A 24,913-nucleotide genomic window follows, 5' to 3' on the forward strand; every position below is an offset into this window, starting at 1 on the left:
CTTTTCCTGATGCTGGCGTTCAGCTTACAACTCTAGTTGGTTGGCGGTGATGCCAAAAGCTGCGGCAATTTTTTCACGGGTTGCCTTGCGGGGCTTGGCGACCGTCTCTTGCTGGGCGAAAGCCGGTTGGGAAATGCCCATGCGTTTGGCAACTTCATCCTGCGTAAGGTTCAGGTGTTCGCGCCAGGCGCGAATGGGCGTCGCGCCATCGACGATGCGACTGACCACTTCGTGGGGGATCAGATCGGGCTCGATCTTCTGCGCCACATACTGCGCGTAGGGAATGACCACGAACGCCGGTTTTCCCTCCGCGTCGTTGATGATTTGAATCTCAGTAGGTGCGTTCATCGCGTTTTTTGACCTCTTGAATACTGACCACTTTGATCGCGCCATCCCAGTCGAACATAACCCGATAACTACCGACTCGCAGTCGATAGGCGTAGTCATGACCGACCAGTGCTTTGACGTTGCCTACATCAGGCATGCCAGCTAGCGCCGTGATGGCATCACGAACCTGGATCTGATGAACGGATGCAATTTCAAGAGCTGCTTAACGGCCTTTCGAGTCCAGTGAATGCTGTTCATGGAGAATATAAGTCTTTTATAAGATTTTGCGAATCTTTACTTATATTTTTCAGGTGGCCAACAAACGAAATTTGTCGGGATGTTGCTCGAAAATAGCTGCTTTAACCCTTACCCAGCGGGAGTTGTAGGTTTGCTCGGTGAAACCTGTGGGAAAGGTCTTGATTGAAGGTAAAAGCTGGTAGGGCTACCAGCTTTCGACGGACGATTCAGGATCACTCCTGCCCAATCGACTCCAAAAACTCCGAACGCTCGTCACTCATGCGCGCTATGCAATCATTCTGCGCAATGGTGAATGCTTTGCTGCCGCTGGTCGCCGGAAATGCGTCCACTGCGCAATCGGCATCCCGGGTTTTCAGCCATTGCTGTTGCGCGGTCTTGATTTTGGCGGTGATATCGGTCAGTTGCGCCTTGTTGTTGCCGTACAGCGTTTGCATGCGCTCGGTCAGGCTCTGATAGTTGTCGCTCAGCAGCTGTTCGGCGGTGGTTCTGCTGTAGGCCGAGCATTCCAGGGTCTGGATTTCGTTTTCGACAGCGTCGCAAGGGTTGTCGTCGGCCTCTTCAGCTGCGTGTACGCCAGTCGCTATCAGTGCCAAAGCCAGGAAGATCGATTTCATTGCGTCGCCGCCCTTAATTCAGTGATTACACCCAGTGATGCGGCGAATTCTGGCCCAAGCGGGCGGCGTTGGATAGGTAGGCAATGACGCCTGTTGATGACCCTTTGTCGCGGATTGACGCTTTCGGCAAACCCCCTGTCGTTTTTGCACCCGGCTACCCCTGCACCGAGGCATATGCTGGCCCCAAAGCGCCGGCACACGATTCGGCGCATGAATCGCTAATAGGGGACAGCCTGATGAGCCCAGCCGAATTGCACGCCGACAGCATCGTTATCGACGGGCTGATTATTGCCAAGTGGAACCGCGAGCTGTTTGAAGACATGCGCAAGGGCGGTCTGACCGCGGCCAACTGCACCGTGTCGGTGTGGGAGGGCTTCCAGGCCACTGTCAACAACATCGCCGCCAGCCAGAAGCTGATCCGCGAGAACAGCGACCTGGTGATTCCGGTGCGCACCACTGCCGATATCCGCAAGGCCAAGGAACAGGGCAAGACCGGTATCCTCTTTGGCTTCCAGAATGCTCACGCGTTTGAAGACCAGATCGGCTATGTCGAGGTCTTCAAGCAGCTCGGCGTCGGTATTGTGCAGATGTGCTACAACACCCAAAACCTGGTCGGTACCGGTTGCTACGAGCGCGACGGCGGCCTGTCGGGTTTCGGTCGTGAAATCGTCGCTGAAATGAACCGTGTCGGCGTCATGTGCGACCTGTCCCACGTCGGCTCGAAAACGTCCGAAGAAGTCATCCTCGAATCCAAGAAGCCGGTCTGCTACTCCCATTGCCTGCCGTCGGGTCTGAAAGTACACCCGCGCAACAAATCCGATGAAGAACTGAAGTTCATTGCCGACCACGGCGGTTTCGTCGGTGTGACCATGTTCGCGCCGTTCCTGGCCAAGGGCATCGATTCGACCATCGACGATTACGCCGAAGCCATCGAATACACCATGAACATCGTCGGCGAAGACGCCATCGGCATCGGCACCGACTTCACCCAGGGCCATGGCCAGGACTTCTTCGAATACCTGACCCATGACAAGGGCTACGCCCGCCGTCTGACCAGCTTCGGCAAGATCATCAACCCGCTGGGCATCCGCACCGTGGGCGAGTTCCCGAACCTGACCGAGACCCTGCTCAAACGCGGCCATTCCGAGCGTGTGGTGCGCAAGATCATGGGCGAGAACTGGGTGAATGTCCTCAAGGACGTCTGGGGCGAATAAGCCACCGCATTTCTGAATCCTTTCCCCCGGCCGTCCGTGCCGGGGGCAACACAACGAATTTTCTGGAGTTAAGTTTCCATGGCCAAGATCGCCCCGCAATTGCCAATCGAAGTCGACAGCGAAACCGGTGTCTGGACCTCCGACGCCCTGCCGATGCTGTACGTACCGCGCCATTTCTTCGTCAACAACCACATGGGCATCGAGGAAGTGCTGGGCGCCGACGCCTACGCTGAAATCCTCTACAAGGCCGGCTACAAGTCCGCCTGGCACTGGTGTGAAAAAGAAGCTGAATGCCACGGCCTGGAAGGCGTTGCAGTGTTCGAGCACTACATGAAGCGTCTGTCGCAACGCGGCTGGGGCCTGTTCAAGATTCAGGACATCGACCTCGACAAAGGCACCGCCAGCGTCAAGCTCGAACATTCCGCATTTGTCTACGTTTACGGCAAGGTCGGGCGTAAGGTCGACTACATGTTCACTGGCTGGTTCGCCGGCGCCATGGACCAGATTCTGCAGGCCCGTGGCAGCTCGATCCGCACCGTTGCAGAACAGGTTTACGGTGGCTCCGAAGAAGGCCACGACGACGGTTTGTTCACCGTCAAGCCGTTGTAAGTCGAGGAACCCGCCATGGCTTTCGAAGCAATGTTTCAACCGATTCAAATCGGCAAACTGACCATCCGCAACCGCGTGCTCAGCACCGCGCACGCCGAGGTCTACGCCACCGACGGCGGCATGACCACCGACCGGTACGTCAAATATTACGAAGAGAAAGCCAAGGGCGGGATCGGCCTGGCGATTTGCGGCGGTTCCTCCAGCGTGGCCATCGACAGCCCGCAAGGCTGGTGGAAGTCGGTCAACCTGGCCGACGACCGGATCATTCCGCACTTCCAGAACCTGGCCGATGCCATGCACAAGCATGGCGCCAAGATCATGATCCAGATTACCCACATGGGCCGACGCTCGCGCTGGGATGGCGAGCATTGGCCAACCCTGCTGTCGCCGTCGGGCATCCGTGAACCGGTGCACCGCGCGACCTGCAAAACCATCGAACCGGAAGAAATCTGGCGGGTAATCGGCAACTACGCAAGCGCAGCCGCGCGGGCCAAGGCCGGTGGCCTGGACGGCGTCGAGCTGTCTGCCGTGCACCAGCACATGATCGACCAGTTCTGGAGCCCGCGGGTCAACAAGCGTACCGATGAATGGGGCGGCAGTTTCGAAAACCGCATGCGTTTCGGCCTGGAAGTGATCAAGGCTGTACGCAAGGAAGTCGGTCCGGACTTCTGCGTCGGCATCCGCCTGTGCGGTGACGAATTCCACCCGGACGGCTTGTCTCACGAAGACATGAAGCAGATCGCCAAGTACTACGACGACACCGGCATGATCGACTTCATCGGCGTCGTGGGCTCGGGTTGCGACACCCACAACACCCTGGCCAACGTTATCCCGAACATGAGTTATCCACCGGAGCCATTCCTGCATTTGGCCGCCGGTATCAAAGAAGTGGTGAAGGCTCCGGTTTTGCACGCGCAGAACATCAAGGATCCGAACCAGGCGACCCGTATTCTGGAAGGCGGCTACGTCGACATGGTCGGCATGACCCGCGCCCACATCGCCGACCCGCATTTGATCGCCAAGATCAAGATGGGCCAGGTCGACCAGATCAAGCAATGCGTCGGTGCCAACTACTGCATCGACCGTCAGTACCAGGGCCTGGACGTCTTGTGCATCCAGAACGCCGCGACTTCCCGTGAATACATGGGCGTGCCGCACATCATCGAGAAATCGACCGGAGTGAAGCGCAAAGTCGTGGTGGTCGGTGCCGGTCCTGCCGGGATGGAAGCGGCTCGCGTGTCGGCCGAACGTGGCCACGACGTGACCCTGTTCGAGAAGAAAGAATTCATCGGCGGGCAGATCACTACCGCGTCGAAAGCTCCACAACGGGACCAGATCGCCGGCATCACTCGTTGGTTTCAGCTGGAACTGGCGCGCTTGAAAGTCGATCTGCGCCTGGGCGTGGCGGCGGATGCGGCGACCATTCTCGACCTGCGTCCGGACGTGGTGGTACTCGCTGTCGGCGGCCATCCGTTCCTGGAGCAGAACGAACATTGGGGCGCGGCTGAAGGCCTGGTGGTCAGCAGCTGGGACATCCTCGACGGCAAGGTTGCACCGGGCAAGAACGTGCTGGTCTACGACACCATTTGCGAGTTCACCGGGATGTCGACAGCCGACTTCCTCGCCGACAAGGGCAGCCAGGTCGAGATCGTCACCGACGACATCAAGCCGGGCGTGGCCATTGGCGGTACGTCGTTCCCGACTTACTACCGCAGCATGTACCCGAAAGAAGTGATCATGACCGGCGACATGATGCTGGAGAAGGTCTACCGCGAAGGCGACAAGCTGGTGGCGGTGCTGGAAAACGAATACACCGGCGCCAAAGAGGAGCGGGTGGTGGACCAGGTCGTCGTCGAAAACGGCGTGCGTCCGGACGAAGAAATCTACTACGCCATGAAGGAAGGCTCGCGCAACAAAGGCCAGATGGACATCGAAGCCCTGTTCGCGATCAAGCCACAACCTTCGTTGAGCCAGGCGGGCGACGGCTACTTGCTGTTCCGCATCGGCGACTGCGTGGCGCAGCGCAACACCCACGCGGCGATCTACGACGCGTTGCGGTTGTGCAAGGATTTCTAAGCCGGTGAGCTGATCGTTCCCACGCTCTGCGTGGGAATGCAGCCCGTGACGCTCCGCGTCACATTCAAAAGCGGACGCAGAGCGTCCGGTGAGGCATTCCCACGCAGAGCGTGGGAACGATCAATGAGTCCCGTGGGAGCTCCACATGTTGAACACCCTTCTTCCAATCCTGTTGTTCGCTGCCTTGGGCCTGGCTGTCCTGGGCGCGTTGCGGCGGGTGGCTATGTGGCGTCAGGGCCGGGCTTCGAAAGTCGACCTGATCGGCGGTCTGTTCGCCATGCCCAAACGCTACATGGTCGATTTGCACCACGTCGTCGCGCGGGACAAATACATTGCCAACACCCACGTTGCCACGGCCGGTGGTGCAGTGGCGTCCATTGTGCTGGCGATTCTGGTGCATGGTTTTGGCCTGCATAACCGCATCCTCGGTTATGCATTGCTGCTGATGTCGGCGGTGATGTTTGTCGGCGCGATCTTTATGTTCCTGCGCCGTCGCAACCCACCGGCCCGCTTGTCCAAAGGCCCGTGGATGCGCCTGCCGAAAAGCCTGATGGCGTTCTCGGCATCGTTCTTCCTGCTGACCCTGCCGGTCGCCGGCATCCTCCCGGAAAACTTCGGTGGCTGGGTGGTCGCTGCGATCCTCGGCGTCGGTGTGCTGTGGGGCGTTAGCGAACTGTTCTTCGGCATGACCTGGGGCGGGCCGATGAAGCACGCCTTTGCCGGTGCCCTGCACCTGGCCTGGCACCGTCGCGCCGAACGCTTTGGTGGTGGTCGTTCCACCGGTTTGAAGCCGCTGGATCTGAATGACCCGAACGCGCCGCTCGGTGTGGAAAAACCCAAGGACTTCACCTGGAACCAACTGCTCGGCTTCGACGCCTGCGTGCAGTGCGGTAAATGCGAAGCCGCGTGCCCGGCGTTCGCCGCTGGCCAGCCGCTGAACCCGAAAAAACTGATTCAGGACATGGTCGTTGGCCTGGCCGGTGGCACCGATGCCAAATTCGCTGGCAGCCCTTATCCGGGCAAAGCCATTGGCGAACACGGTGGCAATCCGCATCAACCAATCGTCAACGGTCTGGTGGACGCTGAAACCCTGTGGTCTTGCACCACTTGCCGCGCCTGCGTCGAGGAATGCCCGATGATGATCGAGCACGTCGACGCCATCGTCGACATGCGCCGGCATCTGACCCTGGAAAAAGGCGCGACCCCGAACAAGGGCGCCGAAGTCCTGGAAAACCTGATCGCCACCGACAACCCGGGCGGTTTCGCGCCAGGCGGGCGGATGAACTGGGCGGCGGATTTGAACCTGAACCTGCTCAGCGAGAAGAAATCCACCGACGTGCTGTTCTGGGTCGGCGACGGTGCCTTCGACATGCGCAACCAGCGCACCCTGCGTGCCTTCGTCAAAGTGCTGAAAGCGGCCAAGGTCGACTTTGCGGTGCTGGGGCTTGAGGAGCGCGACAGCGGTGACGTGGCCCGGCGCCTGGGCGACGAAGCGACCTTCCAGCTGTTGGCCAAACGCAACATCCAGACTTTGGCCAAATACAGCTTCAACCGCATCGTCACCTGCGACCCACACAGCTTCCACGTGCTGAAAAACGAGTACGGCGCCTTCGACGGCAACTACCTCGTGCAGCACCACAGCACTTACATGGCGGAGATCATTGGCGAAGGCGCCCTGAACCTCGGCCAGCACAAAGGCAGCAGCGTGACCTATCACGACCCGTGCTACCTCGGTCGCTACAACGGCGAGTACGAGGCGCCGCGCGAAGTGCTGCGCGCCCTGGGCATCGAGATCAAGGAAATGCAACGCTCCGGTTTCCGTTCACGCTGCTGCGGCGGCGGTGGCGGTGCACCGATCACCGACATTCCGGGCAAGCAGCGGATCCCCGACATGCGCATGGAAGACATCCGCGAAACCGGCGCCGAACTGGTGGCCGTGGGTTGTCCACAGTGCACAGCGATGCTCGAAGGCGTGGTCGAACCGCGTCCACTAATCAAGGACATCGCCGAACTGGTGGCCGACGCCTTGCTCGAAGACGCCGCGCCGGGAAAGCCTTCGGCACCGGCCAAACGTGAACCTGCGGAGGTGCATTGATGAGCGACATTATCCGCCGCGACCCACGCGCCGAATGGATCGCCCGCAACCGTCTGCACCCGCTGCACGCGGCCATGCAACCGGCGCAACACAGCTGGATGGGGCCTAACGGTGTCATCCGCAAGAACCCTCACGGGATCGGTTTTATCGGCCCCAACGGCATCAAGCGGATTGACCGCAGCGGCGCTCAGCAGGGCGGGGCGACCAAACGCTCGGCCGCGGTTGAAGTGCAATTACCGCTGCATCAAGTGCCGCAACCTGCGTTCTACATCAGCGTGGTGCCGGACATGGTCGGCGGCCGCTTGAGCAGCCACGACCGCGACTTGCTCGGCCTGGCCCATCAGTTGGCCGGCAAGGACGGCGCGGTACTGGCGGTGGTCTTCGGTGAGCACAAGGAAAACGCCTTCGCCACGGCGGGCGTTGACCGCTTGCTGGTACTGGAAGGCGACGAATTCAGCGGTTATGCACCGGAGCAACGCGTCCAAGGCCTGCGGGCTGTGGATAACCAGTTCAACCCTCGTCACTGGTTGCTGCCGGACAGCCGCAGCGGTGGTGGCGAACTGGGTCGACGCTTTGCCGCCGCACTGGGCGAACGCCCGGCCACGCGGGTCTGGCAGGTCAAGGATCAGGAGTGCATCGGCCGCGCCGGTGCTGGTTTGCAGGATCTTGCACGTCCGGTCGCCCGCTTGATTCTGGCCGCCGCCGAATGCGCTGAACCGGTCAGCGAAACCCGTCACGAAGCCCTGCCAGTGGAGTTATCCACAGCAGTCGCCCGCAGCCTGTCGCGGATCGAAGATCTGGGCGCGGTGGCGGTGGATCCGGCGGCGATTCCGATGGCCGAAGCGGAGTTCATCTTCTCCGGCGGCAACGGTGTCAAGGACTGGGGACTTTTCCACAGGACGGCCGAGGCGTTGGGCGCGACCGAAGGTGCATCGCGCGTGGCGGTAGACGATGGCTTCATGGCCCGCGACCGTCAGGTCGGTGCGTCCGGCACTTGGGTCACGGCACGGGTTTACGTGGCGGTGGGTATTTCCGGGGCGATCCAGCACCTGCAAGGCATCGGTGCCTGCGACAAGGTGGTGGCGATCAACCTCGATCCTGGCTGCGACATGATCAAACGGGCCGACCTGTCGGTGATCGGTGAGAGCGCCGAGATTCTTCAAGCCTTGATCGATGCGGTAGAGGCTTACCGCAATGAAGCCAAGCGCGATGCGGCTTAAGGAAAGGAAAGGGTTATGAGCACGAAAATCATCAGCCTGGTGTCCATCGGCGCCCACCCGACCTCCGGCCGGCCACGCCGCGCCGAGCAGGATGCACGAGCAGTTGAACTGGGCCTGCAACTGGCTGGGGATAACCTGCAAGTGCTGCATGCCGGTGACGTTGCGGAACCGGCATTGCGCGCTTATCTGGGCATGGGCCTGGAACAGTTGCATGTGCTGGAGCAACCGGTCGGTGCTGACGCGCTGCCAGCGCTGACCGCTTATCTACGCGATGCCGGGGTTCAGGTAGTACTGACTGGCAGCCAGGCGGAAACCGGTGAGGGCTCGGGCATGTTGCCGTTCCTGCTGGCCGAAAGCCTTGGCTGGCCGCTGGTGGTGGGTTTGGCGCAGGTTGAATCCATCGACGGTGGTTCGGCGCTGGTACTGCAGGCCTTGCCTCGCGGGCAGCGTCGTCGGCTGAAAGTACGCCTGCCGTTTCTGGCGACTGTGGATAACGCAGCGCCCAAGCCTCGGCAGAGCGCCTACGGTCCAGCGCGGCGCGGGGTATTGCAGGCGGATGAAGTCGAAGTGATCGACGATGAACTGCTGGCGGTGGCGACATTGCAACTGGCCAAGCCGCGGCCAAAACGCTTGAAAGTGATCAAGGCCAAGAGCGGTGCTGACCGCATGAAGGCCGCGACGGCCAAGGCCAGTGGCGGAGGCGGGCAGGTGCTCAAGGGCGTGACCGCGCAGGCGGGTGCTGAAGCCATTCTCAAGTTGCTGATTGAAGAAGGCGTGGTTCGCTAAACCTGGACAAACACAACACTTGTGGGAGCGGGCTTGCTCGCGAAGGGGTCATCAGCTTCAACATCATCGTTGACTGACACACCGTTTTCGCGAGCAAGCCCGCTCCCACAGAGTGCTCGTGCCGAACAGGTGAAATACCGGAAACGCAGAACCTGAAAATCATCTCATCGAAGTTTACGGGGAAATAATGGCTGTTGAATTTCGTCCGGCATTGCGCACGGATGCGCGCGAGATCGCCCGTTTGTTCCAGATTTCGTCAGAGGGTGCTTCGGATTACATCTGGAGCCAGCTGGCGGAGCCCGGGCAGGATCTGCTGGAAGTGGGTGCCGCTCGTTACGCCCGTGAAGATGTCGATTTTTCCTATCAGAACTGCCTGATCGCGCAGGCCGAGGGAGAGGTCATCGGCATGCTGCACAGCTACGTGATGCGCCACGATCCTCAAGCCGCTCCCGTGACCGACCCGGTCCTGGCGCCGTATGCCACGATGGAAATCCCCGACACCCTTTATATTTCGAGCCTGGCCCTGCATGAGGGCTGGCGCAATCAGGGCTTGGGCAAACAATTCCTCGCCTACGCCTACGACCGTGCCAACCGGTTGGGGCTCAACGGCTTGAGCTTGATCGACTACGCGGCAAACACCGGCGCCCGGCGGTTTTATGAGCGTCATGGCTTCCGGATCGTCGATACCTGCCAGATCACGCCCCACCCAATGATTCGGGTTACGGGTGAGGCTTATTTGATGTATCGGCCGTAAGGACATCGAACACCTGTGGGAGCGAGCCTGCTCGCGATGACGGACTGACATTCACCATCGATGTTGCCTCTCCTGGGATTGCGCATTTACCCACAATCCCTGTTAGCGCTTCTGTGGATAACATGTTCGCGCCTCGCTACACCCCATACCCAACAAGCCCTCCAGCCCTCCGTACAAAAAACAACCAGCCTAACCCCCGGTTTTTTCGAGCTTTTTCCACAGAGTAACGTCGCTCACACGCCGATACTTGCCCCCAATCTCTGTTGGCGCTTCTGTGGATAAGATGTTCGCTGTCCGCTACAGGCTATATAAACCGAGGCTTTCAGTGAGTTGATCAAATAATGTTCAATTCGCCGATTTCCCTCGTTAATCCTTCCTCAAACCCCGAATTCTCACGGCTTTCAGCAGTTTTCCACAGAGCCTGCAAAGTTGCCCCCAAAGTCTGTTGGTGCTTCTGTGGATAAGGTGTTCGCCATCCTCTGCACGTCATATAAACCGTGCTTTGCAGACTTCTGATCAAAAAACGATCAACGCTTGCATAAAACTCTGCTTCTGGATAAGTCACGGTTTTTCTTCATTTTTTGTGAATGAATTTGGGCTCTCGTCCACAGTTGTCCCCAATAGCTGTGGGTGGAGATGTGGATAACTTGTTCGCTGAACCTTGCAAGCCACGGTCTGTATAGGCCCGAACGCGATAGATCAGATTTCATACAGTTCTAAGGCACTTCCTTGACTTCGATCTGTCGCCTGTCTTCACTCTCAGGCACAAGGACAGCCGTCACTTATCCACATCTGGTTCAGGGAGAACGCGTGATGGATAGCCAGCCATATCGCTCGCACCCAAACCCTTGCGTGACCTGTGTACCGACCCCCGCCACCTTGCTGCGTAAACGGATTCACCGTCGCGCCACCAATCAGCGCGCTCGCCTATAGCGCCTGAAGCCTTTCCCCATACCCTGACGCCGCTGCCATTGAGGCCCGACCGTGCCCGGTGACCAGGCGTTTGTTCGTCTATCGATTGCAGGCAACCACAGAGTTGCCCATCTGCCTGAGAGGAAATGACCCATGACACGGATCGCCACGCCCATCAGCGACATCAAGGAACACTACGACGTGATCGTCATCGGCTCCGGCTACGGCGGCGGGATCGCGGCGTCGCGCCTGTCCCGGGCCGGCAAGCGGGTGTGCCTGCTGGAGCGGGGCCGGGAAATCCAGCCCGGCGAATACCCCAATACGATGCTGGCGGCCACCGAAGAGCTGCAAGTCCATGACCCGGACGGGCACATCGGTTCGCGCACCGGGTTGTTCGACCTGCATGTCAACGCCCAGCAGAACGTGGTGGTCGGTTGTGGCCTGGGCGGCACATCCTTGATCAACGCCAACGTCGCGCTGGAGCCGGAGCCCGGTGTGTTCGACGATCCGCGCTGGCCGCTGGCGGTGCGTGAACACCGCGACACGCTGCTCAAGGATGGGTACGCCCGGGCTCGGGAGATGCTCAAGCCCAATCCCTACCCAAGCACCTCACCGGTGCTGCCAAAACTGGAAGCCAACAAAAAATCTGCGGACTACCTCAAGCAAGGGGCGCATTTCTACAAGCCGCCGATCAACGTGACCTTCGACAAACTGCCGAACAACCTCAACCACGTCGGCGTCGAGCAGCTGCCGTGTAACCACTGCGGCGACTGCGTGTCGGGCTGTAACAACAAAGCCAAAAACACCACGCTGATGAATTACCTGCCGGATGCCTGGAACCACGGCGCGGAAATTTTCTGCCAGGCCGAGGTGCGTCACCTGGAGCGAGACGCCGACGGTGACGGCTGGATTGTGCATTTCCAATACCTGGACAGCGGCCGCGAGAAGTTCTCGGCACCGACGCTATTCGTCAAGGCTGACGTCGTCGTGGTTTCGGCGGGCACCCTGGGCTCCACCGAAATCCTCCTGCGCTCCCGGGACAAAGGCTTGTCGACGTCCAATCAGCTCGGCGAGAACATGAGCGGCAACGGTGACATTCTCGGTTTCGGCCACAACTGCGACCAAGCGATCAACGGCATCGGTTTCGGCGCGCATCCGGCCAGTGAAATGAAACCGGTCGGCCCGTGCATCACCTCGATCATCGACATGCGCACCGAAGGCGACTGGCGCAGCCGCATGGTCATCGAAGAAGGCTCGATCCCCGGCGCGCTAGGCCGGCCGATGGTGCCGAGCATGGCCGCGTTCGCCGGGTTGATCGGCAAGCCCACCGACGACAGTTTCACCGGCAAGCTCAAGTACGCAGAGCGCGAAACCGAAAGCTTCCTGCGCGGCCCGTATCACGGCGCCCTGCATAACATGCAGACCTACCTGATCATGAGCCACGACGACGGCAAGGGGCGCATGGTGCTCGACAGCAAGGATCAGCTGCGCATCGACTGGCCGGGTGTTGGCGAGCAGGAAAACGTCAAGATTGGCAACGATCGGCTGCACCAGAGCACCAAGGCATTGGGCGGGATCTGGGTGGAGAATCCGATCTGGACCGAGCTGCTCAAACACAGCATCGTTTCCGTCCACCCGTTGGGCGGTTGCGTGATGGGCGAGGACGCGGAGCAGGGCGTGGTCAACCACAAGGGCCAGGTATTCAGCAGCGCCAGTGGTACCAATGTCTATGCCGGGCTGTACGTGGCCGACGGCGCGGTGATTCCGACTTCCCTGGCGGTCAATCCGCTGCTGACCATCTCCGCCGTGAGCGAGCGCAACATGGGCCTGCTGGCGGCCGATCGCGGTTGGCACATCGACTACACGCTGCCTTCGGCACCGCGCAAACAGGTGGCGCCGCCGACTCTCGGCGTGCAGTTCACCGAAACCATGAAGGGTTATTTCTCCAAAGACTTCACTCAGCCTCAAGGCACTGATCTCAAACTCTACGAAGCGGTGGCCAAACGTGGCGAGTCGGAGAACTCGCCGATCGAGTTCACCCTGACCATCACCGCCAACGACCTCAACCGCATGATCAAGGAGCCGGAACACGCTGCGACGCTGGTCGGCACGCTCAATGCGCCGGGTCTGTCGCCGGAACCGCTGACCGCCAGCAATGGCGTGTTCAACCTGTTCGAGGAGTATCAGGAACAGGTCGGTGTGCGGCACATGAATTACGACATGAAACTGACCGCCGAGGACGGCAGCGATTATTACTTCAGTGCGTTCAAGACCGTGCCCGAAGACAATGGCGTGCTGAACGTCTGGCACGACACCAGCACCCTCTACGTGACGCTGTATCGCGGGCCGGACAAAACCGGTGAGGTGATTGGTTCGGGTGTGATGCACATTCAACCGGCCGATTTTGCCAAGCAGATGACCACTATGAAGGTGCTTAACGCGCGCAACGAACGCGAGCGCATCGAAGGGTTGGCGCGGTTCGGCAAGTTCTTCGCCGGCATCTTGTGGGAGAGCTACGGCGGGGTGTTCGCTGGCGACATCTACTTCAACCCCGATGCACCTCCGCGGCAGAAACGCCCATTGGATGCGCCGATCCCGAGCGTGCAGTTCTTCCAGACCGAAGATAACGTACAGCTACGCCTGACCCGCTATCAGGGTGGCAGCAAAGGGCCGGTGATGCTGGTGCATGGCTTGGGGGTGGGTTCGAATATTTTCTCCACCGACACCATCCAGACCAACCTGCTGGAGTTCTTGTGCAAGCACGAGTACGACGTCTGGCTGCTGGATTTCCGGGTCAGCATTCTGATACCGGCCAGCAAGCACGAATGGAACGGCGATCAGATTGCGCAGTACGACTTCAAGGCTGCCATCGCGCAGATCCAGCAGGCGACCAAGGCGGCGGACGTGCAATGCGTGGTGCATTGCTACGGGGCGACGACTTTCTTCATGTCGCTGCTGGCCGGGTTGCAGGGGGTGCGTTCGGTGGTGTGTTCGCAAATTGCCGCGGATACGGTGGTCGCCACGGCAACGGGGCTCAAGGCCGGTCTGCACCTTCCGGGAATGCTCGATGCCATCGGCATCAAATCCCTCACCGCGTATGCCGACAACAAGGAGAGCTGGTTCAACAAGCTTTACGACAAGGCCCTCAACGGGTATGCCCGCATCGAGGCTCAGGGCTACTGCACTAACCCGGTGTGCCATCGCATCACCTTCATGTACGCGTCGCTGTACCGCCACGACACGCTCAACGAGACCCTGCATGACAACCTGCATGAGCTGTTCGGCGAATCGAACATGCAGACCTTCGAGCACCTGGCGCTGATCCTGCGCAAAGGTCATCTGGTGGACTTCAAGGGCCAGGACGTCTACATGCCGCACTTCGACCGGCTGACCATGCCGATCTGCTTCATCAGCGGCGAAGACAATCAGTGCTACCTGCCGGAAAGCACGCTCAAGACCTATGACCGCGTGTGCAAAGTCCATGGACCGGAGCGCTACAGCCGGCATGTGGTGCCGGGTTACGGGCATATCGACTGCATGTTCGGCAAGAATGCGGTGCTCGATGTGTACCCGATCATCCTGCAACACCTGGAGAAAACCGCCCTCGGCTAGCTGATCGTTCCCACGCTCTGCGTGGGAATGCCGCCATGGACGCTCTGCGTCCGCTTGTGTGACGCAGAGCGTCACGGGATGCATTCCCACGCGGAGCGTGGGAACGATCTGGGGAAAAAATATGGACAGTTACATCCGCTGGTTTCAACGCTTCATCTGGATAGGCATCGTGATGAACATGGTCTTCGCGATTCCGGCGCTGTTCGCGCCGGCGTTGCTGACCTCGATGCTCGGGATGCCGCCGCAACTCTCCGATCCATGGCTGGAAAACGCCGGCATGCTGCTGGTGGGGATCAGTCTGTTCTACATGCCGTCAGGCTTCAACGCGCCACGATACGTCGTGCATTCGTGGCTGTGCGTGTTGTCGCGACTGGTCGCCGTGGCGTTCTGGATCTACCTGATCAACACCAGTAACCAGGCTCAGGTATTCGTGCCGATGCTGCTGGGCGATCTGAGCATGTTCCTGATCCTCGGGGTTCTGCTGTACCTGGGCAGCGCGCCGGCCAATCGGCCCCTGGCGTTGCTTCGCGATGGCTGGCTTGAGTGGCGCGCAGCGTGGGCGCGACGCTGGCAGCGGCACAGCTTCAAAGTCGCCACGCTGGTCGTGGTGCTGGCGCTGGGGTTTATCGGCTACGAAACCTGGTACCAGATGCTGCGGGTGGTGCCGGAAGAGCAATACGCCTCCGATGAGGACCACTACAAGTACGGCGCCATCGGCCTGGGCATCGAGGCACGGATTCCCTATTACCTGTTCGCCGTATTGCCGCAGATGTGCCCGGATAAGCTGCCGAAACCTGGCGGCTACGAAGTCTTCGGTTTCCTCTACGAGAACGGCAAGGACCTGCCGATCGGCATGGCCAAGCGGCAGATCGGCTACCCGACCGTGGAGCCCAACTGCGCCCTGTGCCACACCGGTTCCTATCGGGCCAATACCAGCGACGTCGCCATCCCGGTGGCCACCGCACCGGCCAATACCCTGCAACTGCAGGCCTTCCAGTGGTTCGCCTACAATTGCGCCAGCGACCCGAAATTCACCCCCGACGCGGTGATGACGGCGATCAACAGCAAGTTCCAGCTCGGGTTTTTCGAACGCTTGTACAACCGCTACGTGATCATTCCGATGGCCACGAGCGCGCTGGTCAAGCAGAAGCAGGCCTATGCCTGGCAACGCCTGCGCGCACCGCAAGGGCCGGGGCGCACCGACACCTTCAACCCGACGAAAATGGTGGTGTTCGGCTTCCCGGATGACTCGACCATCGGCACCGTCGACTTGCCGCAAGTGTGGAACCAGAAACCTCGGGAGTCGCTGTACCTGCACTGGGACGGTAACAACAACGACATCCATGAGCGCAACTACGCGGCCGCCATGGCCGTGGGCGCGACGCCGGAGTCAGTGCTGCCGGCCAGTTTCAACCGGGTGACAAACTGGCTGCTGGGCCACAAGGCGCCGGCATGGCCGTTCGCGCTGGATCAGGCCAAAGTCGCGCGGGGCAGACCGGTCTGGGAAAACAACTGCGCCGGTTGCCATGATTTCGGCCGCACCGACACCGGTCAGGTCACCACCAGCATTGATGAACTGGGCACCGATCCCCATCGGCTGAACTCGTTCACCAATGGTTTGGTGACGGCTTTCCATGGCTTCAAGAAATCGCCGTTCGACTTTGGCGCCTATCGCAAGACCCAGAGCTACAGCAACACGCCCACCGACGGCGTCTGGTTGCGCGCGCCGTACTTGCACAACGGTTCGGTGCCGACTCTGTGGGACTTGCTGCAACCACCGGAAAAGAGACCGCTGGTGTTCTTCACCGGCTCCGATGTGTACGACCAGGACAAAGTCGGCTTCGTCACCAGTGGCCAGCAGATGAAGGCTTCGGCGGACTTCAAATACGACACGCGCCTGGAGGGCAACCACAACGGCGGCCACCTGTACGGCACGCAGCTGTCGGAACTCGATAAGCGGGCGCTCATCGAGTTCATGAAAACCCTGTGATTCCACTACGGATGGAGGAAAGCGACATGTCATTGGTCAGTCATTGGGAACACGAGTACGACAAGGTGAAACTACGCGTACATGGCTTGTTCACCCGTTTGGAAATGGCCTGGAAAAAGCTCGTCAGCGAGCTTGAACCGGAGGAGTTCGAGGCTATCGTCGCGCTGCTGCAGCGGGGTCACGATCAGGCGCAATACGTGCTCAAGCACGGCGATGTGCCAGACGATCAGCCGAGTGTGCCGTGGGAGTTGGCCCATGGCTTGTCGATCCTGCACATCGGTAACGCCAGCCCTTTGCCGCAATCGGTAGATGAGCTGCAAACCCGCGTGCTCAAGGATGGCAGCCTGCTCGGTTGTCGCAAATGGGAGCTGCTGGATCTGTTGTGGAGCGAGGCATTGCTCAAGTGGATCGAGAACCTGCGGCATCACGCGCCGTTCGCCACCACCCCGGCGTTGATGCGCATGGACAGTGACGTGACCCTGGCCATCGCCGGCGACTGGGGCACCGGGCCGTTCGATAGCCACGCCCCGGCGGTCTCAGTCGCCAACCAGATGCAACTGGCCCAGGCTGATTTCACCATTCACCTGGGGGACGTGTACTACGCCGGCACCCGCTCTCAGGAAGACGTCGACATGGTCGGCTGGCCCATGGGCAAGCACGGCTCGTTCACCCTCAACTCCAATCACGAGATGTACAGCGGCGCCCATGGCTACTTCAAGGAACTGGCCAAGCGTTTCCCGGCGCAGCAGGGCACCAGTTATTTTGCGTTGTACAACGATGACTGGCTGGTGATCGGGCTCGACACGGCTTACGCCTCCGATGCGATCAACCTGTACATGGACGGTGCACTGAACAAACAGCAGATCGACTGGATGAAAGACTTGCCCCAGCGCAAGAAGATCATGGTGCTCAGTCATCACCAGGGTTTCGACATTACCGGGCACAACAAGACGGCGCTGTATCAACCGGTGTGCGATGCCTTGGGCCGCGAGCCGGATTATTGGTATTGGGGGCATTTGCACAACGGCATCTGCTACGCCGCTCAAGGCGGGTTGCATGCGCGCTGCGCCGGGCATGGGGCGATTCCCTACGGCAATGCCAGTGAGCTGAACGGGCATGCGCGGGTGCTGTGGTCGGAAACCCAAAATGCGCGGGATGAGGCGTACCCGGATCGGGTGTTGAACGGTTATGTGAAAGTGAGGCTGGTGGGGGAGAACATCGAAGAGACGTTTATTGGGGAGGATGGGTCGGTGCGGTGGTCTTCGTCAGCCCATTGATCGTTCCCACGCTCTGCGTGGGAATGCAGCCCGGGACGCTCTGCGTCCCAGGAGCCGAACGCAGAGCGTCCGTTGAGGCATTCCTTTGCTGCGCGTGGGAACGATCAGCGTGACAGATCAGCCTTGAACCGGAACCCCTTTGAGGTACGGCGCAGGCTCGGCCCCAAGGTTGTTCAGCAACCGCTCGCTGTACCAATCCACGAAGTTCACCACGCCAAACTCATAGGTCTTGGAGTAAGGCCCTGGCTGGTACGCGGTGGAGTTGATCCCGCGCTGGTTTTCTTCGGCCAGGCGACGGTCCTGGTCGTTGGTCGCATCCCAGACCTGGCGCATGCGCTCCACGTCGTAGTCCACGCCTTCGACCGCGTCCTTGTGCACGATCCACTTGGTGGTGACCATGGTTTCCTGAGCGCTGATCGGCCACACGGTGAACACGATGATGTGGTCGCCCATGCAGTGGTTCCACGAGTGCGGCAGGTGCAGGATGCGCATCGAACCCAGGTCCGGGTTCTTGATGCGGCCCATGAGTTTGGCGCAGCCCTGTTTGCCGTCCATGGTCATCGACACGGTGCCCTTGAGTAGTGGCATGCGCACGATGCGGTTACGCAGGCCGAAACTGGCGTGGGCGTAAGGGATCTTCTCGGCTTCCCAGGCTGCGGCGGAGGCAGCGACGTGGTCCTTGAAGGCCTGGTCGGCACGCGGGTCGGTGACGTCGTCCCATTCCAGCAGGGTTTTCAACAGTTCCGGGTGCGACGCGTTGCAGTGGTAGCACTCGCGGTTGTTTTCCAGCACCAGTTTCCAGTTGGCTTTTTCCATCAAGGTGGTGGTAATTGCCACCTTGGTGTTCTCCATGTCGTACGGTTCCATGTAATGGTTCAGCGTCGACAGGAAGTCATCAATGGCCGGCGGGTTCTCCGACAGGCTGATGAAGATGTAGCCGCCAGCGGTTTTCACGTTCACCGGCTTGAGGCCGTACTGCTTCATGTCGAAGTCGGCGCCCATTTCGGTACCGGCGAACAGCAGGCGACCGTCCAGCTCATACGTCCACTGGTGGTAGTGGCAGACCAGTTTGGCGACTTTGCCTTTTTCGCTGGTGCACAGCCGTGAACCACGGTGACGGCAGACGTTGTGGAACGCATGGACCACGCCGTCGGCACCACGAATCACGATGATCGGGTTCTTGCCGACTTGCAGAGTCAGGTAGTTGCCCTTGGTCGGGATTTCGCAGGTCATGCCGGCGATCAACCACTCTTTCTGGAAGATTTCCTGCATGTCGATATCAAACAGCCGCTCGTCAGAGTAAAACGGCTGCGGCAGCGAGAAAGTGCGCTCGCGCTCTTGTAGCATCTGCGCGGTGGCCTTGCGTGCGGGTTCCAGTGGATCGCCCAGGCTCAGGGTAGTGGTGACGTCCATCGTGTGTTTCCTCAAGGCCATCTGCGTGGCCGCGAAAGTGGCTGATCAGGTTTGCTACGCAAGGTGTAAAGATTATGTCTTGGTATGGGGCGAGTGTGGGGCCGGCGCTTGCCAGAACCTTATCCATGGGCGACATGGCCCAATCTGTTCCCGACGCGCAACCCCCGGTAATTGGGGGCTGGTCGCGATAAGTATGTGAATGTCGCAGATAGGTAAATGGAGGGGCTGCGCTATACGCAGAATCGCCAACATAAAGGCCGGTAGTCGGCCGTGGAGATCAGCATGTCCAACAGCTTCCTGAACCCGGTAACCACCCAGACCTGGGCCAATGGTCGACACATTGTCCGTTGCGTCAAAGTCATCCAGGAAACCTGGGATGTGCGCACCTTCTGCTTCATGGCCGACCAGCCGATCCTGTTCTTCTTCAAGCCCGGGCAGTTCGTCACCCTGGAGCTGGAAATCGACGGCGTGCCGATCATGCGCTCCTACACCATTTCCAGCTCGCCGTCGGTGCCGTACAGCTTTTCGGTGACCATCAAGCGCGTGCCAGGGGGCAAGGTGTCCAACTGGCTGCACGACACCCTGCATGAAGGCCAGGAGCTGGCGGTGCACGGGCCGGTCGGGCTGTTCAACGCCATGGACTTCCCTGCGCCGAAAGTGCTCTACCTCAGCGGCGGCGTCGGTATTACGCCGTGCATGTCCATGGCCCGTTGGTTCTATGACACCAACGGCAATGTCGACATGGTGTTTATCCACAGCGCCCGCTCACCGAAAGACATCATTTACCACCGCGAGCTGGAACACATGGCGTCGCGGATCGATAACTTCAGTCTGCACCTTATTTGCGAGAAACATGGTCTGGGCGAGCCGTGGGCCGGTTATCGCGGTTACCTGAACCACAAGATGCTCGAATTGATGGCGCCGGACTTCCTTGAACGTGAAGTCTTCTGCTGTGGTCCGACCCCGTACATGAACGCGGTCAAGCGCATGCTTGAGGCGGCGGGTTTCGACATGAAGCGTTATCACGAGGAATCCTTCGGCGCGACGCCGCCGGAAGCCCGTGCCGACGCGGTGGAGCAAGCCGAACAAGCGGCAGACGCTCCGGAAATCGACGCGGCGGATCTGCATCAGGTGGAATTCACCGCTTCCGGCAAAAGCATTCGCGTGGCGCCAGGGGAGACCGTGCATGCGGCGGCGGCCAAGCTTGGCCTGCTGATCCCGAAAGCCTGCGGGATGGGGATTTGCGGGACGTGCAAGGTGATGAAACTGGGCGGCGAGGTCGAAATGGATCACAACGGCGGGATTACCGAGGAAGACGAGGCCGAAGGGTTCATCCTGTCGTGCTGCAGCGTGCCGAAGGGCGACGTGCGGATCGAGTTCTGATACCCGCCACGCCACCTGTGGGAGCGAGCTTGCTCGCGATGGCGGAATCAGATTCAACATCAATGTTGGCTGATCCACCGCTATCGCGAGCAAGCTCGCTCCCACAGGAGCGGTGGTTCAGTCGATAAACAGGTCCGGCATCAGTTTGTCGGTGGAGTCCGGTTCAAACCGATACCCCTCGAAATCCGTCATCCCGTTTTCCCGCAAAATCTCCTCATCAATCAGCAACCGACCGGTGATGCTGCGACCACTGCTGCTCAGAATCGCGTAAGCAGCATCCGCCATGATCGCCGGCGTGCGCGCATGCTTGAACGACTCGCGTGACCCCAGCTGAAACTCGATGGCGGCAGTGGCGATCATGGTCTGCGGCCACAGGGAATTGACGCTGATGCCGTAGGAGGCGAATTCCTCGCTCATGCCCAGGGTCAGCATGCTCATGCCGTATTTGGTCACCGTGTACGGGCTGTACTGGGCGAACCACTTGGTGGCCAGGTTCAGCGGTGGTGACAGGTTGAGGATGTGGCCGGCGGTTTTTTTCAGATAGGGCAGGGCAGCCTGACTGCACAGCAGCACCGCGCGGGTGTTGATCTGGTGCATCAGGTCGAAGCGCTTGAGTTCGATGTGTTGCACACCGGTCAGCTTGATCGCCCCGGCATTGTTGATCAGCGCATCGATGCCGCCGAAATGTGCGCTGGCGTCGGCCATGGCCTGGCGCACGGCAACTTCATCACGCACATCCACCTGCAAGGCCAACGCCTTGCCTCCCGCGGCTTCAACTTCCGCCGCCACGCTGAAGATGGTGCCGGGCAGTTTGGGGTGAGGGGTGGCGCTTTTGGCGGCAATCACGATGTTGGCCCCGTCCTTTGCTGCCCGCAGCGCAATCTCACGCCCGATGCCACGGCTGGCGCCAGTGATGAACAGGGTTTTGCCTTGTAATGACATGCGTACGCTCCTGATTGTTGTTATCTGAGCGGATCGAAACAGCTCGCCAGTCAATGTAGACCAACTCCCCGAAACTGATCGTTCCCACGCAGAGCGTGGGAACGATCAGGTTGGGGAGTGCTATGAGCCTCAATACCAACGCTGTATCTCGATCAGCCTCTCCATCCCTGCATAATTCCTCGCACTGGAATAGCGCCAGTGCTCAGGTAAATCCACGTACCCACGCTTCACCGGGTTGTAGTGGATGTAATCCAGCTTCTGGCGCATCACCGTTTCGCTGTACACCATTTCCGCGTGCGAACCTTCCTGCCACAACTGATAAACCCGATCCTGCTTATGTGCCCGTTTGCTGAAGCGCAGTCGTTGCAATGAGCGCTCTGCGCCTTTGTTTTGCAGATCGTCGATGATTTGGCGGGCGGTGAAGGATTTGAACTGGCGCAGGCATTTGCTCAGGTCTGGAGCCTCGGCAACGAAATGCAGATGGTTTTCCAGGACGACGTAACCATACAACTTTAGATCTTGGTGGATTTGTTGATAGCGCCAGCAATTGAGCAGGTGATCGACAATGTAGGGGCGGATAAACAGTGGGAGCCATTCCATGATTGTGCAGGTCAGGAAATGGGGTTTGTCGGGTTCGGTGATGGTGTAGCGGCTTCGGCCCATGGATGCATTCCTTTGCGGGGGAATGAGTAGGGTGAGGGAGGTGAAGTAGTGGGGCTAGCGGACAGCGCCGCAGAGAGTGTGGGAAATGTCGACGTGCCTCTACATGATCGTTCCCACGCTCCGCGTGGGAATGCAGCCCGTGACGCTCTGCGTCACAACGGTATTGGGACGTCAGCGGTGAGGCAGGAACGCGGAGCGTCCCCAAAGGCATTCCCACGCGGAGCGTGGGAACGATCGGTGCGGTGGGGGGATCAGCCCGCCATCACGTGCCGAATATCCGTCGCCAATTCCCGCACGCGCTCTTCTTCGGTGTCCCACGAGCACATGAAGCGTGCGCCGCCGTTGCCGATGAAGGTGTAGAAGCGCCAGCCCTTGGCGGTCAGTGCGGCGATTGCCGGTTCCGACAGTTGCAGGAACACGCCGTTGGCCTGCACCGGGAACATCAGTTCCACGCCAGGAATATCGCTCACCAGTTCGGCCAGCAGCTGCGCGCAGTGGTTGGCGTGGCGGGCGTATTTGAGCCAGGCGTCGTTTTCCAGAATCCCGACCCACGGCGCCGAGAGGAAGCGCATCTTCGACGCCAGTTGCCCGGCCTGTTTGCAGCGGTAGTCGAAATCTTCGGCCAGCTTGTGGTTGAAGAACAGAATCGCTTCGCCCACCGCCATGCCGTTTTTCGTGCCACCGAAGCACAAGACATCGACCCCGGCCTTCCAGGTCAGGTCTGCTGGTGAGCAGCCAAGAAATGCGCAAGCATTGGAGAAGCGTGCGCCGTCCATGTGCAGGTTCAGGCCCAGTTCTTTGCAGGTGACACTGATGGCGCGGATTTCTTCCGGGGTGTACACGCTGCCGACTTCGGTGGCCTGGGTCAGGGTCACTACGCGGGGTTTGGGGTAGTGGATGTCCTGGCGCTTGAGGGCGATTTCGCGGATCGACTCCGGCGTCAGCTTGCCGTTTTCGGTGCGGGCGATGAGCAGCTTGGAGCCGTTGGAGAAAAACTCCGGCGCGCCGCATTCGTCGGTTTCGACGTGGGCGGTTTCCGAGCAGATCACGCTGTGGTAACTCTGGCACAGCGATGACAGGGCCAACGAGTTGGCCGCGGTGCCGTTGAAGGCGAAGAACACTTCGCAGTCGGTTTCGAACAGTTTGCGGAATTGATCGGATGCGCGTGCGGTCCACTCATCGTCGCCATAAGCGCGCTGGTGGCCGTGGTTGGCCTGTTCCATGGCAGCCCAGGCTTCAGGGCAGATACCGGAATAGTTGTCGCTGGCGAATTGTTGGCTCTTATCGGTCATGGCCGGCTTCCGTGGTCGAGGCTCTAATGGTGAAGAGCATCGTGGTCAATGATGGTGCGCACTTTACCGAAGATCGTCCGGGGAGCACACGGGATGTTGCTGTCAGAAAAATACACGGTTGACGGGCAATTATGCACATGACTCAACGGGATGGGGCGCTGGATCTGCTCAAGTGGCTGGCGCTGCTGAGCATGGTGCTCGATCACCTGCGATATGTCGGTTACTCCATCGATCTGCTGTATGTGCCGGGTAGATTGGCGTTCCCGTGGTTTTGTTTGGCGATGGCGGCAAATCTGTCGCGGGCACAGGCAGTAACGACCGACGGCCAATGGCGCTACCTCGGTTGGTTATCGCTGTTTAGCGCTCTGAGCGAAATCCCCTACCGGATGTACATTCCTGATCACAACACCTTAAACGTGTTGCCCACGTTGGTTCTGGGTTTGTTGGTCGCCCGTGGCTGGCAGCAAAGGATGCCTCAGCCGCGACTATTGGCGGCGGGTGCCTTGTTGCTGGCGGCGCTGTTCCCGGAACGACTGATGTTCGGATTCTTCGGCGTGCTGTTGCCGCTGGCGATGTTGCTGGTGATCAGGCGTCCCTGGTATTTCAGCCTGCTGCCGGGGCTGGTCTGCCTGGCGGCCAATCAATGGCAAGTGCTGTATTACGCCGCGCGACTTCACAGCAGTGCAGCCATCCTCGGCATTGCCGCTTGTCTGATTGCGCCACTGTTGGGCCTGCTGCTATTGCGACATGCCCAAGGCGTTCAACCACCACCGATGCGGCGTTGGGCGTATGCGCTCTATCCCGCGCATTTCCTCGTGCTTCTGGCTTTGCGCCAACTCATCGCCTGACCCCTGACCTTCTACAAGGGCGCGCCAAACCTTGTGGGAGCGGGCTTGCTCGCGAATGCGCCGGGCCAGTCAACATCAGTGTCGGATGACAAACCGCATTCGCGAGCAAGCCCGCTCCCACAGGGGATCCTGGCTGCTTCAAGGATTGTGTTCGGCATGCCATTTCTCGCCATGTCGTAAACGCACCTTTGCGTGGCGTCCATAGGCATTTGACCTGTCTGCGCCGGTCATACCATCGCATCCAAAGGGCACTGCCGTAACGCCAGTGCCTTACCGAGACGAATGGCGCATAGATGCCGCTGGGAGAGACGCGATGTTCAGCAAGCAAGACCAGATCAAAGGTTACGACGATGCACTGCTGGCGGCGATGAATGCCGAGGAGCAACGCCAGGAAGATCACATCGAGCTGATCGCGTCCGAGAACTACACCAGCAAACGCGTGATGGAAGCGCAAGGCAGCGGCCTGACCAACAAATACGCCGAAGGCTATCCGGGCAAGCGCTACTACGGTGGCTGCGAGCACGTCGACAAGGTCGAAGCCTCCTGTCAGCAAGGGAATCCGTCGCCCAAAGCGATCGGCCACCGGGCCGTACGCCAGTTGACCAATGGACAGGCCAAGGAAATAGGC

At 59.9% G+C, this 24,913-nt stretch carries 19 protein-coding genes and 2 pseudogenes; 13 read left to right on the top strand and 8 right to left on the bottom strand.

The window, feature by feature from the left end:
* Positions 1 to 24: 24 nt before the first annotated feature.
* From ACQKPC_RS13395 to ACQKPC_RS13405, 3 genes and pseudogenes are all read right to left on the bottom strand, one after another.
* The gene (locus ACQKPC_RS13395; RefSeq protein ID WP_123719627.1) at positions 25 to 348 is read right to left on the bottom strand and encodes a helix-turn-helix domain-containing protein; all 324 of its coding nucleotides are present in this window, start codon (positions 346 to 348) and stop codon (positions 25 to 27) included.
* A pseudogene (locus ACQKPC_RS13400) lies at positions 332 to 585 on the bottom strand (type II toxin-antitoxin system RelE family toxin). The gene ACQKPC_RS13395 and the pseudogene ACQKPC_RS13400 overlap by 17 nt, the downstream one beginning before the upstream one ends.
* Positions 586 to 797: 212 nt before the next feature.
* Positions 798 to 1,199: a lysozyme inhibitor LprI family protein gene (locus ACQKPC_RS13405; RefSeq protein ID WP_123497263.1), complete on the bottom strand. Its 402-nt coding sequence runs from the start codon at positions 1,197 to 1,199 to the stop codon at positions 798 to 800.
* Positions 1,200 to 1,435: 236 nt separating this feature from the next.
* Here ACQKPC_RS13405 and ACQKPC_RS13410 point away from each other — a divergent pair, with 236 nt between their 5' ends.
* The 7 genes from ACQKPC_RS13410 to ACQKPC_RS13440 all read left to right on the top strand — a co-directional run bounded on the left by ACQKPC_RS13410 (position 1,436) and on the right by ACQKPC_RS13440 (position 9,953).
* The gene (locus ACQKPC_RS13410) at positions 1,436 to 2,413 is read left to right on the top strand and encodes a dipeptidase (protein WP_007907542.1); all 978 of its coding nucleotides are present in this window, start codon (positions 1,436 to 1,438) and stop codon (positions 2,411 to 2,413) included.
* A gap of 78 nt (positions 2,414 to 2,491) precedes the next feature.
* The gene (locus ACQKPC_RS13415) at positions 2,492 to 3,022 is read left to right on the top strand and encodes a DUF5943 domain-containing protein (protein WP_007907543.1); all 531 of its coding nucleotides are present in this window, start codon (positions 2,492 to 2,494) and stop codon (positions 3,020 to 3,022) included.
* 15 nt (positions 3,023 to 3,037) lie between these two features.
* Entirely contained in the window at positions 3,038 to 5,098 is a 2,061-nt protein-coding gene (gene dgcA, locus ACQKPC_RS13420; protein WP_007907545.1) for a dimethylglycine demethylation protein DgcA, read from the top strand.
* A gap of 145 nt (positions 5,099 to 5,243) precedes the next feature.
* Complete coding sequence (gene dgcB / locus ACQKPC_RS13425) at positions 5,244 to 7,193, top strand: dimethylglycine demethylation protein DgcB (protein WP_008008116.1); 1,950 nt, start codon at positions 5,244 to 5,246, stop codon at positions 7,191 to 7,193.
* Positions 7,193 to 8,413, top strand: coding sequence for an electron transfer flavoprotein subunit alpha/FixB family protein (locus ACQKPC_RS13430; protein ID WP_008008117.1), 1,221 nt, complete (start codon positions 7,193 to 7,195; stop codon positions 8,411 to 8,413). Before dgcB ends, ACQKPC_RS13430 begins: the two co-directional genes overlap by 1 nt.
* A gap of 15 nt (positions 8,414 to 8,428) precedes the next feature.
* Positions 8,429 to 9,199: an electron transfer flavoprotein subunit beta gene (locus ACQKPC_RS13435; protein ID WP_427625037.1), complete on the top strand. Its 771-nt coding sequence runs from the start codon at positions 8,429 to 8,431 to the stop codon at positions 9,197 to 9,199.
* Positions 9,200 to 9,386: 187 nt separating this feature from the next.
* Positions 9,387 to 9,953, top strand: a complete 567-nt coding sequence (locus ACQKPC_RS13440) for a GNAT family N-acetyltransferase (protein WP_007907549.1) — start codon at positions 9,387 to 9,389, stop codon at positions 9,951 to 9,953.
* A gap of 334 nt (positions 9,954 to 10,287) precedes the next feature.
* Here ACQKPC_RS13440 and ACQKPC_RS13445 read toward each other — a convergent pair whose 3' ends face one another.
* On the bottom strand, positions 10,288 to 10,518 hold the full coding sequence (locus ACQKPC_RS13445) for a hypothetical protein (RefSeq protein ID WP_427625039.1): 231 nt from the start codon (positions 10,516 to 10,518) through the stop codon (positions 10,288 to 10,290).
* A gap of 500 nt (positions 10,519 to 11,018) precedes the next feature.
* Between ACQKPC_RS13445 and ACQKPC_RS13450 the strand changes: the two genes are divergently transcribed.
* The 3 genes from ACQKPC_RS13450 (at position 11,019) to ACQKPC_RS13460 (ending at position 17,744) form a co-directional block, all read left to right on the top strand.
* Entirely contained in the window at positions 11,019 to 14,477 is a 3,459-nt protein-coding gene (locus tag ACQKPC_RS13450) for a GMC oxidoreductase (RefSeq protein ID WP_427625041.1), read from the top strand.
* Positions 14,478 to 14,598: 121 nt separating this feature from the next.
* The gene (locus tag ACQKPC_RS13455; RefSeq protein WP_427625043.1) at positions 14,599 to 16,467 is read left to right on the top strand and encodes a hypothetical protein; all 1,869 of its coding nucleotides are present in this window, start codon (positions 14,599 to 14,601) and stop codon (positions 16,465 to 16,467) included.
* A 26-nt stretch (positions 16,468 to 16,493) separates the two neighbouring features.
* Positions 16,494 to 17,744, top strand: a complete 1,251-nt coding sequence (locus ACQKPC_RS13460) for a metallophosphoesterase family protein (RefSeq protein ID WP_427625045.1) — start codon at positions 16,494 to 16,496, stop codon at positions 17,742 to 17,744.
* Positions 17,745 to 17,861: 117 nt separating this feature from the next.
* On the opposite strand, the gene gbcA is transcribed toward ACQKPC_RS13460, so the two are convergent.
* Positions 17,862 to 19,157: a glycine-betaine demethylase subunit GbcA gene (gene gbcA / locus ACQKPC_RS13465; RefSeq protein ID WP_032830499.1), complete on the bottom strand. Its 1,296-nt coding sequence runs from the start codon at positions 19,155 to 19,157 to the stop codon at positions 17,862 to 17,864.
* A gap of 282 nt (positions 19,158 to 19,439) precedes the next feature.
* Between gbcA and gbcB the strand changes: the two genes are divergently transcribed.
* Positions 19,440 to 20,540, top strand: coding sequence for a glycine-betaine demethylase subunit GbcB (gbcB, locus tag ACQKPC_RS13470; protein WP_305424803.1), 1,101 nt, complete (start codon positions 19,440 to 19,442; stop codon positions 20,538 to 20,540).
* Between the two features lie 117 nt (positions 20,541 to 20,657).
* Here gbcB and ACQKPC_RS13475 read toward each other — a convergent pair whose 3' ends face one another.
* From ACQKPC_RS13475 to ACQKPC_RS13485, 3 genes are all read right to left on the bottom strand, one after another.
* A complete protein-coding gene (locus ACQKPC_RS13475) occupies positions 20,658 to 21,482 on the bottom strand; it encodes an SDR family oxidoreductase (protein WP_427625048.1) in 825 nt (274 codons plus the stop codon).
* 129 nt (positions 21,483 to 21,611) lie between these two features.
* Entirely contained in the window at positions 21,612 to 22,145 is a 534-nt protein-coding gene (locus ACQKPC_RS13480; RefSeq protein ID WP_427625050.1) for an REP-associated tyrosine transposase, read from the bottom strand.
* 251 nt (positions 22,146 to 22,396) lie between these two features.
* Positions 22,397 to 23,437 (bottom strand): low specificity L-threonine aldolase, encoded by a 1,041-nt coding sequence (locus tag ACQKPC_RS13485; protein WP_427625052.1) that lies wholly within the window; start codon positions 23,435 to 23,437, stop codon positions 22,397 to 22,399.
* Positions 23,438 to 23,568: 131 nt separating this feature from the next.
* On the opposite strand from ACQKPC_RS13485, the gene ACQKPC_RS13490 reads away from it, so the two are divergent.
* Positions 23,569 to 24,285, top strand: a complete 717-nt coding sequence (locus ACQKPC_RS13490) for a TraX family protein (protein WP_427625054.1) — start codon at positions 23,569 to 23,571, stop codon at positions 24,283 to 24,285.
* A gap of 313 nt (positions 24,286 to 24,598) precedes the next feature.
* A pseudogene (locus tag ACQKPC_RS13495) lies at positions 24,599 to 24,913 on the top strand (hypothetical protein); the annotation flags it as partial.

Source organism: Pseudomonas sp. NPDC089918 (assembly GCF_050280605.1).
Lineage (GTDB): Bacteria > Pseudomonadota > Gammaproteobacteria > Pseudomonadales > Pseudomonadaceae > Aquipseudomonas.

Coding starts and splice junctions, on each gene's coding strand:
- ACQKPC_RS13395 (WP_123719627.1), bottom strand. CDS start 348: ATGAACGCACCTACTGAGATTCAAATCATCAACGACGCGGAGGGAAAA.
- ACQKPC_RS13405 (WP_123497263.1), bottom strand. CDS start 1,199: ATGAAATCGATCTTCCTGGCTTTGGCACTGATAGCGACTGGCGTACAC.
- ACQKPC_RS13410 (WP_007907542.1), top strand. CDS start 1,436: ATGAGCCCAGCCGAATTGCACGCCGACAGCATCGTTATCGACGGGCTG.
- ACQKPC_RS13415 (WP_007907543.1), top strand. CDS start 2,492: ATGGCCAAGATCGCCCCGCAATTGCCAATCGAAGTCGACAGCGAAACC.
- dgcA (WP_007907545.1), top strand. CDS start 3,038: ATGGCTTTCGAAGCAATGTTTCAACCGATTCAAATCGGCAAACTGACC.
- dgcB (WP_008008116.1), top strand. CDS start 5,244: ATGTTGAACACCCTTCTTCCAATCCTGTTGTTCGCTGCCTTGGGCCTG.
- ACQKPC_RS13430 (WP_008008117.1), top strand. CDS start 7,193: ATGAGCGACATTATCCGCCGCGACCCACGCGCCGAATGGATCGCCCGC.
- ACQKPC_RS13435 (WP_427625037.1), top strand. CDS start 8,429: ATGAGCACGAAAATCATCAGCCTGGTGTCCATCGGCGCCCACCCGACC.
- ACQKPC_RS13440 (WP_007907549.1), top strand. CDS start 9,387: ATGGCTGTTGAATTTCGTCCGGCATTGCGCACGGATGCGCGCGAGATC.
- ACQKPC_RS13450 (WP_427625041.1), top strand. CDS start 11,019: ATGACACGGATCGCCACGCCCATCAGCGACATCAAGGAACACTACGAC.
- ACQKPC_RS13455 (WP_427625043.1), top strand. CDS start 14,599: ATGGACAGTTACATCCGCTGGTTTCAACGCTTCATCTGGATAGGCATC.
- ACQKPC_RS13460 (WP_427625045.1), top strand. CDS start 16,494: ATGTCATTGGTCAGTCATTGGGAACACGAGTACGACAAGGTGAAACTA.
- gbcA (WP_032830499.1), bottom strand. CDS start 19,157: ATGGACGTCACCACTACCCTGAGCCTGGGCGATCCACTGGAACCCGCA.
- gbcB (WP_305424803.1), top strand. CDS start 19,440: ATGTCCAACAGCTTCCTGAACCCGGTAACCACCCAGACCTGGGCCAAT.
- ACQKPC_RS13475 (WP_427625048.1), bottom strand. CDS start 21,482: ATGTCATTACAAGGCAAAACCCTGTTCATCACTGGCGCCAGCCGTGGC.
- ACQKPC_RS13480 (WP_427625050.1), bottom strand. CDS start 22,145: ATGGGCCGAAGCCGCTACACCATCACCGAACCCGACAAACCCCATTTC.
- ACQKPC_RS13485 (WP_427625052.1), bottom strand. CDS start 23,437: ATGACCGATAAGAGCCAACAATTCGCCAGCGACAACTATTCCGGTATC.
- ACQKPC_RS13490 (WP_427625054.1), top strand. CDS start 23,569: ATGCACATGACTCAACGGGATGGGGCGCTGGATCTGCTCAAGTGGCTG.